Genomic DNA, 16,092 nt, shown 5'->3' on the forward strand with positions numbered 1-16,092 from the left:
GAGGGGAAAATCTCGAAAAATCAGATGTTTTCCAAATCAATCCCACGGGTTTTCGGCCCGAAAATGCCCACTGACAGCATCACCACCAGCATACTCAGCACGATAAACAGAATCACACCCTGACTGCCTGCATACTCCAGAATCAAACCAATCAGAATGCTGCTAAACACCGTCGACAGGCGGCTGAAGGAGTAACAGAAACCCACAGCGCGTGCGCGGATGTGCGTAGGGAAAATCTCCGTCTGATAGGCGTGATAGCTAAAGGTCAGCCAGGCGTTTGAGTAGGTGATCAGGAAGCCGCAGATGATCAGCAATACCGGGTTAGTTTGCAGCGCAAACAGGGTGCCAAACACCACGGTCATCAGCGAAGAACCAACAATCTGCCATTTGTTCTCGAACTTGTCGGCATAACGGCTGCAAATCAGTGAACCGATCGGATAGGCGAGGGTGATAAAAAACGCATACAGCAAGCTGTGCGTGACCGTGGTGCCTTTGCCAGACAGCAGCGCAGGCAGCCAGTTGCCAAAACCAAAGAACCCGATAGCCTGGAAGAAGTTCATCACCACCAGCATCAGGGTACGCTTACGCCACTCTGGTGCCCAAATTTCGCGAAAACGTCCGCGCTGTGGCAACTGAGCGGCGGCATCATCCTGTGGGAAATCCGCTTTTGGCGTCAGACCGCAGCGGATCTCCATCTGGCTCATTACCTGATGCGCTTCCTGATGGCGACCTTGCTGTGCCAGCCAGCGCGCGGACTCAGGTAAGTTTTTACGGATAAACCAAATCACCAGCGAGCACAGCGCCCCGGCAATCACCACCCAGCGCCAGCCTTCCAGGCTCAGGATTGTCTGCGGCACCAGCCACCACGACATCAACGCCACGGCCGGAACAGACAAGAACTGGATGAAGAAGGAGAAAGCAAATGCCTTGCTGCGCATCCGGGTCGGCACCCATTCGGTCAGATAGGTATCGATCGTCACCAGCTCGACGCCAAGTCCAATCCCGACCAGGAAGCGGAAGAAAATCACCGATTCAGCACTCTGCTGGAAAGCCATCAGCAGTGAGAAGCAGCCGTACCACAACAGGGCACACATAAAGGTCAGACGGCGACCAAAGCGATCGGCATAGGGTGCGAGCAGGCTGGCACCGACGAACAGACCGAGGAACGTTGCCGACGCAAAAGCAGCCTGATCCGCAATGCCAAATGCCCCAGCGCTGCCGGTGTGGAAAATGCCCGCCGCCAGCAGACCAGAACTGATATACCCGGTCTCAAACAGGTCATACAGTTCGAAGAAACCGCCTAACGCCAGCAGTGAAATAAAGCGCCATAAACCGGCTGAAGACGGCAGTGCGTCAATACGGCCTGCCAGACTATTGGCGGGGGTGGTGATGGGTGGAACAGAAGCGATCCCTGGGGTGCTGGCTGTTGTCATTGTTGTAATAACCTCGGTGTGACGATGTTTGCAAAACCCACTAACGGCAAGGATGTTGTTAAAAGAGTTAAACCATTAGCAGGCGAAGAAGAGGCAGAATAATCAATTCGCCGCAGGTTGCCGAGAGGTAGCGTGCTGAGTTTTTGGCAACGTGCGTTGCAGGAAATGTAAGGTGTGCGCGCCGTCCCTGGCGCAGCGATTAATGCAGCGTCGGATAGATGCCAGGGCCAATAGGCAGGCCGAGGAAATACCACACCACTAACAGCAAAATCCAGGCGATAAAGAACGCGATGGGATAAGGCAAAATCAACACGTAGTAACGACCAAGCTGGGCGTTTTTCTCATATTTTTGCAGGAAGCCGAGGAACAGCGGTAAAAACGGCGACATCGGTGCCAGCGGCAGAACGGCGGAGTCAGCAATGCGGAAAATCATCTGGGCAAAGGCGGGATGAAAGCCGAGCAGCATAAACATCGGCACGAAAACCGGTGCCAGAATCGACCAGATTGCCGAGCCGCTGGCGATAAACATGCAAAGGAAAGCCGACAGGAACATCAGCCCGAGGAAAGCCGGTGCCCCGCTAACGCCAGCGCTCTCCAGCATATCCGTCATACCAAACGCCATGAATTTGCCCATATTGGACCAGCTAAAGAAGGCGACAAACTGCGACAGTGGGAACACCATCACAATAAAGCCCGCCATGCTTTTCATCGGGTCGATCAGCAACTGAGGAATATCATCCTGACGGCGAATCTGTTTTGTTACCACGCCATAGGCAATGGCGACGACAAAAAACAGAATGATAATCAGCGGCACAATGCCCTGCACAAACGGTGACGGCACCAGCGATCCGTTCGGATTACGCAGTGGCGCATGATCCGGGATAACCAGCAGAGCAATCAAACCACAGAAGATCAGCGCAGCAATGCCCGCGGCTTTCAGACCACGGTTTTCCAGCGGGGTTAAGGCTGGCAGGCGATCGCCATCGCGATCCTGCCACGGTTGCAGGCGGGGCTCGATAAACTTATCGGTTAACAGCGCGCCAACCACGGTCAGCAAAATCACCGAGCTGGCCATAAAGAACCAGTTATCGATGACGTTGACATGCATCGCACCGTCGAGGGATTTCGCCGCTTCAGTACTGATGCCAGACAACAGCACATCGGTATTTACAATCAGCAGGTTAGCGGTAAAACCACTGGCAACCCCTGCAATCGCGGCCATCAAACCGGCGACCGGATGGCGGCCCACGGCGAGGAAAATCAGCGCACCCAGGGGTGGCATCACCACCAGCGCGGCATCAGAAGAGATATGGCTGAAGAAGGCGATAAACAGGACCATATAGCTGGCGTAGCGACGGCTGACACCCGAAGCCATCTTCACCATCAGAGCCTGTAATAAGCCGACTTTTTCTGCCAGGCCTGCGCCCAGAACCAGAGCCAGAATCGATCCCAGCGGCGTAAAGCTACTGAAGTTTTTGATGATATTCGGCAGCATCCACTGCAACCCGGCAATGCTCAACAGGTTCTTCACCTGAATGATCTCGCCGTTGGTCGGGTTGGTTACGGTGACGCCAAAACTGCTCAGTAGCGCAGTGGCTACCATCAGCACCACGATCAGATAGATAAAAAGCAGAAAAGGGTTGGGGACTTTATTGCCAATACGCTCAATAAAGCTAAACAGCTTCCCTGGGCTGCGGTTCTCCGTGGTGAAATCCATCGGGTATTCCTCGTGTCGTTATGTTTGCTTAGATGTAATATTTTTTATGGGTAGTACAGCCGCGCCGTTGCCGACGCGGGTAATGCTAAGAAGCCAGCGGTGACGGCTGAATACCGTCCGGGATTGGGCAGCGGTAAGGCTGCTGCTGGCGTACCCGTTCAAACTCTTCCCGACAGGCAGCCAGCGTATCGGGCTGTTCCAGCAGGGTCAGCGCGCTGGCTGCCAGCACTTTCCCCGCCAGCAGCATGCCTTTGTGCCCCAGAGAAGTGCGTCCCTGCGCCACCAACTGCCAGGTATGGAGTGGGGTGCCAAATGCAAAACAGGGCGTAAAGCACTGCGCAACCGGGGTGACCCAGCTAACATCGCCCACGTCGGTTGAGCCAAACATCAGCTCATTACTGATAGCATACGGGGCCACTTCATCCATCAGGACTTTCTCCCCTAACGCTTCAGCCCAGGCCGTGCCTGCGTTACCGCCGGTGCGAGCGGCGTTGAGGCGAGCATTGCGCAGGTCGTCTTTGGTCAGCGTGGCGCGAATTTCTGCGGCAAACGCCTGCTCTTCAACGCTGTACTCTGGTAAGCCAAACTGATGCAAATATCGCTCCATCACCGCTTCCAGTGCGCGATTGGGCACATAGTTGGAACAGGCTTTATCGAAGCGCACCGTCATGGTGGTGTCGGTCATCAGGGCTGCGCCGCGTGCGATATTAATGACGCGTTGATAAATATCCTGCGCCTGATCGAGCTGCGGTGCGCGCACCAGGTAAAGCACTTCGGCATCGGCTTGCACCACATTGGGAGACGCGCCACCCGTATTGGTAATGGCGTAGTGCAGGCGCGCTTCCGGCACGATGTGCTCGCGCAGGAAATTGGCACCGGTATTCATTAGCGTCACCGCATCCAGCGCACTGCGTCCGAGATGCGGTGAGTTGGCCGCATGGGCAGCGACACCTTTGAAATGAAACGCAGCCTGAATATTGGCCAGCGTGCTGAGGTTAAACATGCCGCTGAAGCCTTCCGGGTGCCAGGTGACGGCGGCATCGACATCGTCAAACAGCCCCTCACGCACCATAAAGGTTTTGCCGGAACCGCCTTCTTCACCGGGGCAGCCGTAAAAACGCAGCGTTCCGCCGGTGCCCTGTTGCATCATCCACGCCTTTACCGCGAAGACAGCTGCCACGCCTGCGGTGCCCAACAGGTTGTGACCACAGCCGTGACCATTGCCGTTTTCCACCACCGGAGCCGGTGTAGCACAGCCAGACTGCTGGCTCAGCCCGGCCAATGCGTCAAATTCACCGAGAACAGCAATCACCGGTTTACCACTGCCGAAGCTGGCGATAAAGGCGGTATCAATGCCACCTACGGCCCTTTCGACCTGAAAGCCTTCTTGCTCCAGCGCCGTTGCCAGCAGGGCAGACGAGCGCGTCTCCTGAAAACGTGTTTCCGGCATATCCCAGATGGCATCGCTCAGCGCCGTAAATTTGGCCTGATGCTGTTGGATATACTCTTCAATAAAACCGGTCAAACTCATGCTGGCACCTTGAATTCGGCCTGATGCAGCGCCAGTGTGGCCAGGGTTTCCACCGCGACAGCCATGATCTGCTCATCGAAATCGAATTTGGCGTTGTGATGGCCAGCAGCCAGATCGCAGCCAAAAATCACATAGGAAGCCTGACCACCACGTTGCTGAACGCGTTCCAGCATGTAGGTCGCATCTTCGGAACCGGCGGCAGCCGATTTGGTGTCCACCACCGATGAGAAGATATTGAGTTTTTCAGCCTGCTGATGGATGAACTCGACCCAGGCCTGGCTAGGTTTACAGCTACGCGCCGCGCCCATCAGCTTGATGTCATATTCCACGCCATACATCACGGCCGCGCCTTCAATCACGCGCAGTGCCTGCTGATAGACCGCATCGTTGATTTCGTTGTTGGCACCACGGGTTTCGACTTTAAGCAGCGCGGTATCCGGTACCACGTTGCGCCCGGTGCCTGCCTGCAATACGCCGACGTTCATGCGCGCTACGCCACCGCTGTGCTGGGTCAGACCGTGCAGGCCAAGGGTCGCCTGTGCCGCGGCCAGCAGGGCGTTGCGGCCCTCTTCGGGTTTTGCGCCTGCGTGCGCACCCACGCCGGTGAAATGAATATCAAGCTTGGTGGTCGCCAGGAAGCTGTCGCTGCCGCAGACGATTTCACCGGCCGGTACGCCAGTCCCGAGGTGGATCGCAGTGAATAAGTCGACATCATCCAGTACGCCCGCCGCCACCATGGCTTTCGCCCCGCGCACGCCCTCTTCGGCAGGCTGGAAAATGAGTTTGATGGTGCCGCTCAACTTCGCCTGGTTTGCCATTAAGACGCGGGCCAGACCGAGGCCAATGGAGGTGTGGCCGTCATGCCCGCAGGCGTGCATCATGCCGCTATTGATGGAGGTGAAACCTTCACGCACAGGCAGGTGATCCGCCGCCAGGCTCTCGTTGAGATCCAGTGCATCCATATCCACCCGGAAGCCCATCACCGGGCCAGGGCGGCCAGTGTTGAGGGTGGCTACCACGCCACAAAATCCGCCGGAGAAGTGGCCAATCCACTGTGGCAGAGCGCCTTGCTCCAGCGCGCGTGCTTCCTGTGCGGCCAGCACGCTGGCGTCTGGCAAGCCCATGCGGGCTTCCGCATCAATCACTTCGCGACCTAACTGAAGCTGATAACCTAACTGGTGTAACTCTTCCGCAACCAGTGTTGCCGTGCGAAATTCCAGCCAGCCAGATTCAGCAAACTGATGCAAATCGCGACGCCAGCTTTGCAGTTGTGGAACCAGGTCGGAAACCTGCTGAGAAAGGGTAGTCATGGTGTGATCCTTGATGTTGGTTTTTTGGTCTTTAACCTGAATCTACACAATGGTATTGGGGTGCATAAGATGCGAATATCTTGCCTATGATAAACAGGGGTTATCACGAGGATACCCATGCCAGCACCGCTCAAACTTCATCAACTGCGCGCCTTTGTCGATGTGGCACGCCAGGGCAGCATTCGTGCAGCCAGCCGCCTGTCTGGCCTGTCGCAACCGGCGCTCACGAAAGCGATTCAGGAGCTGGAGCTGGCAGTTGGCGCGCGGCTGTTTATTCGCGGCCAGCAGGGTGTGCGAATGACGGACATCGGTGATAACTTTTTTCGCCATGCCAGTCTGGTGCTGGAAGAACTTCGCGTGGCGCAGGAGGAGATTCAGCAGCGGTTGGGGCTGGCGGGAGGACAGGTGAATATTGGCGTTGGTGGCAGTATTGCCCGTACCGTGATGCCTCAGGTCATTACGCAGTTTCATCGTGAATACCCGCGTGTCAAAGTCCGCATCGTTGAAGGACAACTGGTTTCCATGGTGCCAGAGCTGCGTCAGGGTGAGCTGGATTTCACCATTAACACTTACGATCAAAGCCATCTTGATCAGGAGCTGAGCTACGAACAGGTGATGACGCGCGAATACCGCGTGGTGGTGCGCAAGGGCCATCCCATGGCAAAAGCGCGATCGCTACAGGAGATGCAACACTGTGACTGGACGATGCCAACGCGCAAAGGCAGTTACTACCGCCTGCTGCACGATCTGTTTGCCGAACGCGGCATGGCACCCAAAATTGTGGTGACCTGTGAAACGTTCATGGCCTGTATCAGCCTGGTGGCGCAGAGCGACTTCGTCAGTATTTTGTCGGAGGATGTGATTAACGATGTGGTGTTGGGCAGCCAGTTGCAGGCGGTGGAACTGGACGAGCCGCTGCCACTGGCACAGTTTTATCTTATTCAGCGTAAAGACACGTCACTTACCCCAATGGGGGCGTATATGGCGCAGCTGTTCCGGCGCTATTGTCAGCAAAGTTAAGAGTGTGGCCTGGCTCGCGTCCGGGTGAAAAAAACCGCACTACACTCTCTAGCGGGTTATTTCCGCAGGAGTCGATCATGCAAGTCACACCTTATCTGTTTTATAACGGGCGCTGTGAAGAGGCGATTGCATTTTATCTTGCCGCTACCGATGCCACGCTACTGTTTAAAATGACGTTTGGTGATATGCCGGAGTCTGAAGGAGGCGGTGAAGGTTGCCCTACGGGAATGACGTTCCCGCCTGAGCAGATCATGCATGCGCATTTGCGCATTGGGCAGGGTGAAATCATGCTGAGCGATGGACCTTCTGATACGCACTATGGTGGTTTTGCAGTTAGCCTTTCTACGCCCGATGAAGCTCAGGGTAAAAAGTGGTTTGACGCACTGTCGGAAGGTGGAGCGGTAACAAAAAGCTGGGAACCCACATTCTGGGCAAATGGCTTTGGGATGTTTACCGATAAGTTCGGCGTACCGTGGATGGTGAATGCTTATAAACCACAAGGTTAACAGCCGGTTCCTTCTCCCGGAGCGGGGGAAGGAACCCGAGATGCGGGAGTGGAGATGCCCACCCCCGATCAATCAGAAGTTATAACCTACAACCAGGTAGTAACCCCAGCCGGTAGATTTCACTTCAAACGGACCATTGCCGAAGTTCAACTCCTGACCATCCGCCCACTGACCGCCGTTGTGGAACCAACGCGCCACGGTTGAAACGTGCCAGTGTGCGTAGTTCAGCGACAGAATATGGCTGGAAGCGATGGAGTTACTGGTGCGTGACGGACCGGTTTTCTCCGCCAGGTCTGAGCCCCAGTCGAAGTTGGTGAAGCCAATGTAGCTCAGCTTACCGCCCCACAGGTCGGTAATCGGTACAAAGTATTTCACTTTGAAGCGGTAACCATCCCAGCTGTTTTCGTTCGCAGCCTGGTAGTTCTGCCACTGGTACTTGGCATAGACGTTCAGCGACAGGCCAATGTCAGAATGGGTATCGATATCCGTGCCCAGACCCATATACCAGGTGCTCTGGCGCTGAGATGGGTTGCGACCCATATCGTAGATGTAGTTGTTCGCGAAGTACCACTCTTTGAACGGGCCAAATGCCAGGCTGGTGCCGGTCAGTTTGTCGATGGAGAAGCGAGGTTCAATCTCCATAAACAGCGGCGAACCGTGGTCAAAAATACCGTTGGCGTTGCTGTTACCCGCGCCGAAGAAGTTGGTCAGGTCGGCGTAGCCATAGAAATCGAACCAGTCTTTGTGTGCAAAGGCTTCATATTCCAGATACACGTCATTGTTGTACTGTGGTCCGAAACGGGTGTGAGTACTGCCCACCACGTTAACACTCTGGTGCCACCAGTCAGAAACATATTGCGGTTCGTCAGCAGCCTGGGCTGCTCCTGCCATGCTACCTGCCAGTAAAGCGCCTGCTATCAGTTTTTTATATTTCATTATCATAAGCCACATGCTGATGACCGCTGCTCGTGGGGCGGCCGGAGTGAAATCAATTCCCCGCGGGAAATGCGCTGTAACAATCAGATAAACAGCGTGCGTAGCGTGCCGTTTATCAGCGCATAGAAAATAGATTTTGCTCACATTTGTCAAAACGTGTTGCATTTTAAATCATTAGAAATGTGACTTGAGTCACATAATCAAACTGAGGCGAACGGAACCGAACAACCGTTTGCGTTGTCCGGTTCCGTTGCGATGCAGGAAATCAGGGGAGGGTGACGCGAACCTGTAAACCGCAAATCACACCCTGCGGGTTAAGGCAGTTACTGATCGCGACCTGAATACTGTGTTTGTTAGCCACGCTTTTCACAATGGACAAGCCAAGACCGCTGCCCTGGGCTTTTACATCCGACGAGCGGGTAAAGCGATCAAAAGCGCGATCGATAAACGCTTCTTCCATTCCCTGGCCGTTATCAATGACATCGACCACAGTTTTTCCGGCAACGCGATGTAACAGCACGTCCACCAGGCTTCCTTCTGGCGTGTGAAGCATCGCATTACCGATCAGGTTATCGAATAAACTGCGCAACTCTGAGCGGCTGGCCTGAATCTGATATTGGGTACTGCCGTTGAAACCAATATCAATGCCGCGCTTATCGGCGACCACCATGAGCTGTTCAATGCTCTCTTTCAGCAGCCCCTCAAGATCGATATTTTCGACCGTTGCTACCACGCTGTGATCTTCCTGACGCGAAATATTCAGCAGCTGCGTCACCAGATGGCGGGTGCGGGTCACGCCCGCTTCCAACTGGTCAAACTGTCGGCTGGCATCCCCTGGCTGAATATGCTGACGCAGATTTTCCACTTGCAGCGTCACGGCGGTGACTGGCGTGCGTAGCTCATGGGCGGCATCTTCCAGGAACTGGCGTTGGGAGGACCAGGCCGCATGCAGCTTGTGTAACAGGGAGTTATAGGCGGCAATCAGCGGCTGTAGTTCATCCGGCAAGTCGTGCGAGGCTACCGTATGCGGATTTAGCGTCTCCTGGGCGGCAATCTCCCTGGCGGCCACGCGCAGATCGCGCGTGATTTTGCGCACCACCAGCCAGATCACCAGCATCGACAGGGGCATCATCAGAATCAGGGGAATGATCGCCGACAAAGTACGGGACACCATCACCGATTTCATATAGCTGAGATTGTGCATGACCTGAATGGTGCGAATATCGCTGCCGGGTTCGCCGGGGCGGGTGTAGATACGCCATTCGCAGTCATGGCAGTGGCCGACGTAGACGTTGTGCCAGCCCTTCTGCGTCACCAGCGGGGCATTGAGTTCCGGCCACGAGCTGGCGCGCAGTTTGCCGTTGGCATCCCACAACTGCACCACATAGGCACTTTTTACCTTATCGGCATTGACCAATAGCGGCATCAGCACCGGCAAACGTTTGTTGACGGCCCAGGCATCCGCTATTTTGGTGAGCTGATCGTCTTTCATACTGCCGATCATGTCGCCGTAGCAGCTAAAGAAATACCAGGTCACGCCGCCAATCACCAACAGGTGAATAATAAACAGCGTACTCAGCAGCTTGTTACGTAACGAACGCATAAAGGGCAATCTTTTCATATGGCAGGCACCCGCCAGCCGAGGCCACGTACGTTGCGAATGGCATCGTTGTTGAGTTTGCGGCGCATACCGTGAATCAGTACGTCAATGGCGTTGCTGGTGACCTCTTCGCCCCAGCCGTAAATGCGGTTCTCTAACTGTTCGCGGGAAAGAATGGCACCGGGACGCTCCAGCAGTGCATAGAGCAGCGCATACTCTCGCGCAGTTAACTGCTCGCGCTGGCCTTTGTACAACACTTCTCGTGTCATCATGTCCAGTTGCAGATCGCCACTGCCGAGTAAGGAGTCTGCCGCACCATGGCGACGACGAGTAATGGCGCGCATACGGGCCAGAACCTCCTGTAGATCAAAGGGTTTTAGCAGATAATCATCGGCTCCACTGTCCAGGCCCTGCACGCGCTGAGAGACGCTATCGCGTGCGGTGAGGATCAGCACCGGCGTCATATCGCCACGGCTGCGGGCATGCCTTAATACTTGCAGCCCGTCCTGGCGTGGTAAGCCTAAGTCGAGTAGCACACAGGAGTAGCCGCCTTCGCTCCAGGCATTGCTGGCGTAAACGCCGTCACGTACCCAATCTACTGACCAGCCAGCACCTTCCAACGCATGTTGGAGGTTAGCGCCGATCATTTCATCATCTTCTACCAGTAGTACACGCATCAGGATGCCTCCAGCCATCATTACACGCAGTGTAACGCTGAAAAGTTAGCGCAGAATTAACCGCGATCTCAGCCTTGCTAATTCTGCGCTAAGTTTTCGCTAATTAAGGGATAAATTTTACGCGCTACAGTGACGCTACTGCCTAACAGTCTCTTCAGGAGAGCATCATGAATCAGAGCGAATTTATCCGTAGTTTGCTGGAGTGGATCGAGAACAACCTTGCACACGACCTGCATCTCGACGAAGTCGCGCGTCGTTCTGGTTACTCTCGTTGGCATTTACAGCGTCTGTTCCGTCAGCATACCGGCTACTCTTTGGCGGAATATATTCGTCAACGCCGTCTCACCGAGTCGGCCCTGAGCCTGCTCAACAGTAACGAAGCGATTTTACAGGTGGCGATGAACTTCGGGTTTGATACGCAACAAGCCTACACGCGCACCTTTAAAAACTACTTCCGCGTGACGCCGGGTCAACTACGTCGTCAGCGTCGCGTTGAACCGGATCGGCTGCTGTTTCCGGTGGCGGTAGCGAGTTAATAGCCCGAATTCTGTTATGCTTCCCGGTAGATGTTGTTTAATTCAGAAACAATAGCCTCATCCGGGAATTCATGGAAAATAGCGATAACCTCACCGCCATGCTGCTGTTTGCTCGCGTGGTGGAACTGCAAAGTTTTAGCGAAGCTGCACGCGATCTCGGGCTGTCGAAATCTTACGTCAGCCGGGAGATTGCCCGGCTTGAGCTAAGGCTGGGAATCAAACTGCTCCAGCGCACCACGCGCAAAATGACGTTGACTGAACTCGGTCAAGCCTACTACCCCTTCTGTACGCGAATGCTGGCGGAAATGCATCGCGCAGATGCCTTTGTGAAGCAGATTCATCAGCAACCGGCAGGTAACGTGCGTTTACAGGCGCCGGTGACCTTTGGCTGCCAGTGTGTGGTGCCGATACTCAACCGTTTTTTACGCGGTCACCTGCATATCAACGTTGATCTCGATCTGACTGACCGCATTGGTGAAAGCGTGCCAGAAGAGGTGGATGCGGTGATTGCGATTCGTGCGCGCACGCCGCTAAAGGGAAATTTCCGCGCCCTGACCGACATTAACTGGGGGCTGTATGCCACGCCGGGTTATCTGGATCAGCGCCCGCCGATTCTGCATCCTGAGCAACTGCCGCGCCATGATTTGCTGCTGTTTCACGGTGCGGCACATACCGCCGCGCTGCCATTCCGCCGGGAAAAACAGAAGCTGATGATGGATGTCCGGAGCCGCTTTCGTGCCAACAACAGTATGGCGCTTCTCAATGCTGCCCTTGCTGGCAGCGGCATTGCCTATCTGCCTTCCTACATGACGCAGGAAGCGATGCAGCGGGGTGAAATCGTGCAGCTGCTGCCGGAGTGGCAAATGGACCGCCTGCAGTGCTTCCTGATGATTAAAGAGACGCAGCAGGCTACCTCACCGGTGAATCTGCTGTGTGATGCGCTGATCGCCGGGCTGGCGAACGGTTGATTGTTGCTCTCCAGCAACATCAGAGCGCTGGAGAGTAAATATCGTGCGCGATCTGTTGCGGCTGTGATCCTGTTGTTAGCCTGAAAGCTGGTTATCCAACAGGACTGGTATCATGCAACCAACGGAAGAGACTCTCCCCCCGGAACAAACGCACTGGCGCCGCAATATGTGGGTATGTGTGTTTGGTTCTTTCAGCACCATCGTGGCAATGACGTTACTGCTGCCGTTTTTACCGCTCTACGTACAGCAACTGGGTGTGACTGAACCTGCGGCGATTGCCCGTTGGTCAGGCATCGCTTATGGCGCAACTTTTCTCAGCGCGGCGCTGACGGCACCCCTGTGGGGGAAGCTGGCAGATCGCTACGGGCGCAAGCTGATGTTAATTCGTGCCAGCCTGGGAATGGCGGTGGCAATGTCGCTGATTGGTATGGCAACGGCACCCTGGCAGTTGGTGGCGCTGCGTTTGCTGGCGGGGCTGTTGGGAGGTTATGCATCAGGTTCCACCATCATGGTGGCGGCGCAAACGCCGAAGCAGCATACCGGCTGGGCATTAGGCATCCTCTCTTCCGGAATCATGGCCGGGAATGTGGTGGGGCCGCTGTTAGGCGGGGCGTTACCACCACTGATCGGCATTCGGCACACTTTCTGGCTGACCGGTGCGGTGATCTTTGTCGCGTTTCTTGCGACCACTTTCCTGCTGCGCGATCCGCCACGCCAGACCGCACAGAAAAAAGCGGCTGTCGCGGGCGATGTGGCAACGGTGCAGCAGGGCGTAGTGTGGTTGATGTGGTTATCAGGGGCGTTGCTGATCTTTGCGAACATGTCGATAGAGCCGATTATCACACTCTATATCGGTCAGTTTGTTGCAGGCGATCACGCCATTACCCTGACTGCGGGCATTGTCATGGCCGCGGCGGCGTTGGGTAATATTGTTTCAGCTCCGCGCATGGGGAGACTGGCCGATCGCATCGGTCATGGCAAAGTGCTGGTCACCGGATTGCTGGCCTGTGCCCTGCTGTTGATTCCACAGGCGTTTATCACTGCCGCCTGGCAACTGGTGATCTTACGCTTCCTGATGGGCGTGGCGTTAGGTGGATTGATGCCCTGCATCACGGCGATTATCCGCCATAATGTGCCCTCTTCTCAGGTCGGCCGGATGTTGGGCTATTCCACCTCAGCGCAGTATGTCGGCCAGGTGGGGGGACCGCTGTTTGGTGGGTTTGTCGGGGGCGCTCTGGGGATGAGGCCGGTATTTCTTGCCACCTGTGTCGTGATGGCGCTGTGCGGCGCTTTGAATCTCTGGTGGCTGCGGCGTAAAACGCAGTAATAAAAAAGGCGGACCGAAGTCCGCCTCTGTTTTCAGCTGCTTACATTGCCTTACTGCGGCAGTTTGTATGCAATCACATAGTCACCCAGCTTGGTGCCGAATGAACCGTGACCACCAGCAGCGATAACCACATACTGCTGGCCATCCACTTCATAGGTCATTGGTGTTGCCTGGCCGCCTGCTGGCAGACGAGCCTGCCACAGCAGTTCACCGGTATTGGTGCTGAAAGCACGCAGATAGTTATCTGCGGTGGCACCAATAAAGGCTACGTGACCAGCGGTAGTGATTGGGCCGCCCAGCATTGGCATACCCATTTTAAACGGCAGTGGTACTGGTGCGCTGTCGCGTACGGTACCAATACGTTTTTTCCAGATCACTTTGTTGGTTTTCAGGTCAACCGCAGACATATAACCCCATGCCGGCTGTTTACATGGCAGACCAAACGGTGACAGGAACGCGTTCAGCTCAACGCCGTACGGTACGCCGTACTGTGGCTGAACACCGCTTTCCGTACCTGAACCGCCTTTATCATCAGCAGGTGGCTCAATTGGGTTACCCGGTCCACGTGGGATGAGTTTCGAAACAAACGGCAGGGCCATTGGGTTAGCAATCGCAATCTGACGGTTTGGATCGACGGCAATGCCGCCCCACTCAAACATGCCCAGGTTACCTGGGAACACCAGCGTACCTTGTTCAGACGGTGGCGTGAACGGACCTTCATAGCGCAGACGCTTGAAGATAACGCGGCACACCAGCTGGTCATACAGGGTCGCGCCCCACATGTCTTTGTCGGTCAGATGCTGTTCTGGACGGAAAGTCAGCTCAGAGTAGGGCTGTGTTGGCGAAACGTGATCGCCTTTCGCCGCACCCTGCGGTACTGGGGTTTCCGGAGCCGGTACTACTGGCTTACCAGTACGACGATCCAGCACAAAGATGTTACCGGTTTTCGCCGGAGCGTAGATCACAGGAACGGTGTTGCCGTCTTTATCTGTGATGTTAGCCAGCGTTGGCTGTGACGGTAAATCCATGTCCCACAGGTCGTGGTGCACGGTCTGATAAGACCACACCAGCTTACCGGTGGTGGCGTTCAGAGCCAGTACGCTACTCGCATAACGTTCCTGTTCTGGCGTACGGTTGCCGCCCCAGATGTCCGGGGTAGATACGCCCATCGGCAGATAGACCGTATCCAGTTGCGGATCGTACACCGCTGGCGCCCATGAGTTCGGTGAGTTAGGCACGAAGCTGTGCTCATCCGATGGGATCGCATTCGGGTCTTTAGCACCTGGATCGAATACCCACAGCAGTTTACCGGTGTTGACATCGAAACCACGGATCACGCCAGAAGGCTCGTGAGTTGAGTAGTTATCGGTGACGGCACCTGCAATCACGATGGTCTTATCCGTGATAACGGGTGGTGAAGTCGGTTCATACTGGCCTGGGGTTTTCACTGGCTGCAGATGTTGCAGATCCAGCTCGCCGTCGTTACCAAATGCCGGGCAGCGAGCACCGGTATCTGCGTCCAGCGCAAACAGACGACCATCGTTTACCGGCAGGTAAATGCGACGTGAACATGCAGCAGGCTGTGCGTTAGCGGCATCGGCTGCGGCAGGCACTTCGTGGTAAGAAACGCCACGGCAAGTTACGTGCTGGAAGGTCGGGTTAGGCTTAAGGCCCGGATCAAATTTCCATTTCTGCTTACCGGTTTTCGCATCCAGCGCAAACAGGATTTGGTGTGGTGAGCAGAGATACAGGGTATCGCGGATTTTGATCGGGGTAACTTCGTCAGTGATTTCACCCGGGTCGTTGGCGGTTTTGAGATCGCCAGTCTGGAACTGCCAGGCCACCTGCAACGTTTTCACGTTTTGATCGGTGATTTGCTTCAGTGGAGAGAAGCGGGTGCCTTGCTGATCGCGGGCGTAAGCTGGCCAGTCGCCATCAGGTATAGCGCTCAGCGGCTGTGCCGAAGTACCGTTATCCGCTGCTGGGATAGTTCCGTTGATTTCCTGCGGATCGTGGAACACTGCCCAGGCAAGCACCAGCGCGCTGGCAATAACGCCAACAGCGATTGCACTCAGACCTGCTTTAGCATTCTGCGCGAAACGACGGTAAACAAACGGCAGCATCAACCAGACGCCGAAGATGACCAGAACGTCAGTGCGCGGTGCTAATGCCCAGAAGTCGAAGCCGACTTCCCACACGCCCCACACAAGGGTAAACAGCAGCAGTAATGCATAAAGCACCAGTGCACTGCTTTTTTGACGCCAGATCAGGAGAGCGGTAATCAGTAAAACAATACCGCCGATGATGTAGTACCAGGAACCTCCAATGGCAGCTAACCAAACGCCACCTACCAGCATGAATGCACCTGTCAGCAGAGCGAACAACGCTGTCAGAACGCCAATCACGCCTAAGGATGAGGAATTTTTCCCCATAATAAAGACCTCTTTTTTGCCATAAAAAACACGGAAAACAAAAAGTTATCTGTTCTCCAGTCATAGCGTACGGTAGGTAAGCGTGTCCTTATTAACTCT

The 16,092-nt window shown here is 55.3% G+C and carries 13 protein-coding genes; 5 read left to right on the forward strand and 8 right to left on the reverse strand.

What is annotated here, in order from left to right; all coding sequences use genetic code 11:
• Positions 1-20: 20 nt before the first annotated feature.
• From B880_RS0110335 to B880_RS0110350, 4 genes are all read right to left on the reverse strand, one after another.
• Positions 21-1,433 (reverse strand): MFS transporter, encoded by a 1,413-nt coding sequence (locus B880_RS0110335; RefSeq protein WP_017347333.1) that lies wholly within the window; start codon positions 1,431-1,433, stop codon positions 21-23.
• 199 nt (positions 1,434-1,632) lie between these two features.
• Positions 1,633-3,150: a p-aminobenzoyl-glutamate transporter gene (gene abgT / locus B880_RS0110340; RefSeq protein WP_017347334.1), complete on the reverse strand. Its 1,518-nt coding sequence runs from the start codon at positions 3,148-3,150 to the stop codon at positions 1,633-1,635.
• A gap of 85 nt (positions 3,151-3,235) precedes the next feature.
• On the reverse strand, positions 3,236-4,681 hold the full coding sequence (locus tag B880_RS0110345) for a M20 family metallopeptidase (RefSeq protein WP_017347335.1): 1,446 nt from the start codon (positions 4,679-4,681) through the stop codon (positions 3,236-3,238).
• Positions 4,678-5,991: a M20 family metallo-hydrolase gene (locus B880_RS0110350; RefSeq protein ID WP_017347336.1), complete on the reverse strand. Its 1,314-nt coding sequence runs from the start codon at positions 5,989-5,991 to the stop codon at positions 4,678-4,680. Before B880_RS0110350 ends, B880_RS0110345 begins: the two co-directional genes overlap by 4 nt.
• A 117-nt stretch (positions 5,992-6,108) precedes the next feature.
• Here B880_RS0110350 and B880_RS0110355 point away from each other — a divergent pair, with 117 nt between their 5' ends.
• Positions 6,109-7,011, forward strand: a complete 903-nt coding sequence (locus B880_RS0110355; RefSeq protein ID WP_017347337.1) for a LysR family transcriptional regulator — start codon at positions 6,109-6,111, stop codon at positions 7,009-7,011.
• Positions 7,012-7,088: 77 nt separating this feature from the next.
• A complete protein-coding gene (gene yjdN, locus B880_RS0110360) occupies positions 7,089-7,517 on the forward strand; it encodes a VOC family metalloprotein YjdN (protein ID WP_017347338.1) in 429 nt (142 codons plus the stop codon).
• Between the two features lie 72 nt (positions 7,518-7,589).
• On the opposite strand, the gene B880_RS0110365 is transcribed toward yjdN, so the two are convergent.
• The 3 genes from B880_RS0110365 to B880_RS0110375 form a co-directional block, all read right to left on the reverse strand.
• On the reverse strand, positions 7,590-8,453 hold the full coding sequence (locus B880_RS0110365; RefSeq protein ID WP_017347339.1) for a nucleoside-specific channel-forming protein Tsx: 864 nt from the start codon (positions 8,451-8,453) through the stop codon (positions 7,590-7,592).
• A gap of 265 nt (positions 8,454-8,718) precedes the next feature.
• Positions 8,719-10,074, reverse strand: coding sequence for a sensor histidine kinase (locus tag B880_RS0110370; protein ID WP_026042554.1), 1,356 nt, complete (start codon positions 10,072-10,074; stop codon positions 8,719-8,721).
• On the reverse strand, positions 10,071-10,730 hold the full coding sequence (locus tag B880_RS0110375; RefSeq protein WP_017347341.1) for a response regulator: 660 nt from the start codon (positions 10,728-10,730) through the stop codon (positions 10,071-10,073). The genes B880_RS0110370 and B880_RS0110375 overlap by 4 nt, the downstream gene beginning before the upstream one ends.
• Positions 10,731-10,897: 167 nt before the next feature.
• On the opposite strand from B880_RS0110375, the gene B880_RS0110380 reads away from it, so the two are divergent.
• From B880_RS0110380 to B880_RS0110390, 3 genes are all read left to right on the forward strand, one after another.
• Positions 10,898-11,266, forward strand: coding sequence for a helix-turn-helix domain-containing protein (locus B880_RS0110380; RefSeq protein ID WP_017347342.1), 369 nt, complete (start codon positions 10,898-10,900; stop codon positions 11,264-11,266).
• 71 nt (positions 11,267-11,337) lie between these two features.
• The gene (locus B880_RS0110385; protein WP_017347343.1) at positions 11,338-12,234 is read left to right on the forward strand and encodes a LysR family transcriptional regulator; all 897 of its coding nucleotides are present in this window, start codon (positions 11,338-11,340) and stop codon (positions 12,232-12,234) included.
• Between the two features lie 112 nt (positions 12,235-12,346).
• The gene (locus B880_RS0110390; RefSeq protein WP_017347344.1) at positions 12,347-13,561 is read left to right on the forward strand and encodes an MFS transporter; all 1,215 of its coding nucleotides are present in this window, start codon (positions 12,347-12,349) and stop codon (positions 13,559-13,561) included.
• Between the two features lie 50 nt (positions 13,562-13,611).
• On the opposite strand, the gene B880_RS0110395 is transcribed toward B880_RS0110390, so the two are convergent.
• The gene (locus tag B880_RS0110395) at positions 13,612-15,993 is read right to left on the reverse strand and encodes a membrane-bound PQQ-dependent dehydrogenase, glucose/quinate/shikimate family (protein WP_017347345.1); all 2,382 of its coding nucleotides are present in this window, start codon (positions 15,991-15,993) and stop codon (positions 13,612-13,614) included.
• Between the last annotated feature and the right edge of the window lie 99 nt (positions 15,994-16,092).

The organism is Pantoea sp. A4, from assembly GCF_000295955.2.
GTDB lineage: Bacteria > Pseudomonadota > Gammaproteobacteria > Enterobacterales > Enterobacteriaceae > Pantoea > Pantoea multigeneris.

What these genes read in the sequence shown, in the direction of transcription:
- B880_RS0110335 (WP_017347333.1), bottom strand. Translation starts at nt 1,433, where the DNA reads ATGACAACAGCCAGCACCCCAGGGATCGCTTCTGTTCCACCCATCACC.
- abgT (WP_017347334.1), bottom strand. Translation starts at nt 3,150, where the DNA reads ATGGATTTCACCACGGAGAACCGCAGCCCAGGGAAGCTGTTTAGCTTT.
- B880_RS0110345 (WP_017347335.1), bottom strand. Translation starts at nt 4,681, where the DNA reads ATGAGTTTGACCGGTTTTATTGAAGAGTATATCCAACAGCATCAGGCC.
- B880_RS0110350 (WP_017347336.1), bottom strand. Translation starts at nt 5,991, where the DNA reads ATGACTACCCTTTCTCAGCAGGTTTCCGACCTGGTTCCACAACTGCAA.
- B880_RS0110355 (WP_017347337.1), top strand. Translation starts at nt 6,109, where the DNA reads ATGCCAGCACCGCTCAAACTTCATCAACTGCGCGCCTTTGTCGATGTG.
- yjdN (WP_017347338.1), top strand. Translation starts at nt 7,089, where the DNA reads ATGCAAGTCACACCTTATCTGTTTTATAACGGGCGCTGTGAAGAGGCG.
- B880_RS0110365 (WP_017347339.1), bottom strand. Translation starts at nt 8,453, where the DNA reads ATGAAATATAAAAAACTGATAGCAGGCGCTTTACTGGCAGGTAGCATG.
- B880_RS0110370 (WP_026042554.1), bottom strand. Translation starts at nt 10,074, where the DNA reads ATGAAAAGATTGCCCTTTATGCGTTCGTTACGTAACAAGCTGCTGAGT.
- B880_RS0110375 (WP_017347341.1), bottom strand. Translation starts at nt 10,730, where the DNA reads ATGCGTGTACTACTGGTAGAAGATGATGAAATGATCGGCGCTAACCTC.
- B880_RS0110380 (WP_017347342.1), top strand. Translation starts at nt 10,898, where the DNA reads ATGAATCAGAGCGAATTTATCCGTAGTTTGCTGGAGTGGATCGAGAAC.
- B880_RS0110385 (WP_017347343.1), top strand. Translation starts at nt 11,338, where the DNA reads ATGGAAAATAGCGATAACCTCACCGCCATGCTGCTGTTTGCTCGCGTG.
- B880_RS0110390 (WP_017347344.1), top strand. Translation starts at nt 12,347, where the DNA reads ATGCAACCAACGGAAGAGACTCTCCCCCCGGAACAAACGCACTGGCGC.
- B880_RS0110395 (WP_017347345.1), bottom strand. Translation starts at nt 15,993, where the DNA reads ATGGGGAAAAATTCCTCATCCTTAGGCGTGATTGGCGTTCTGACAGCG.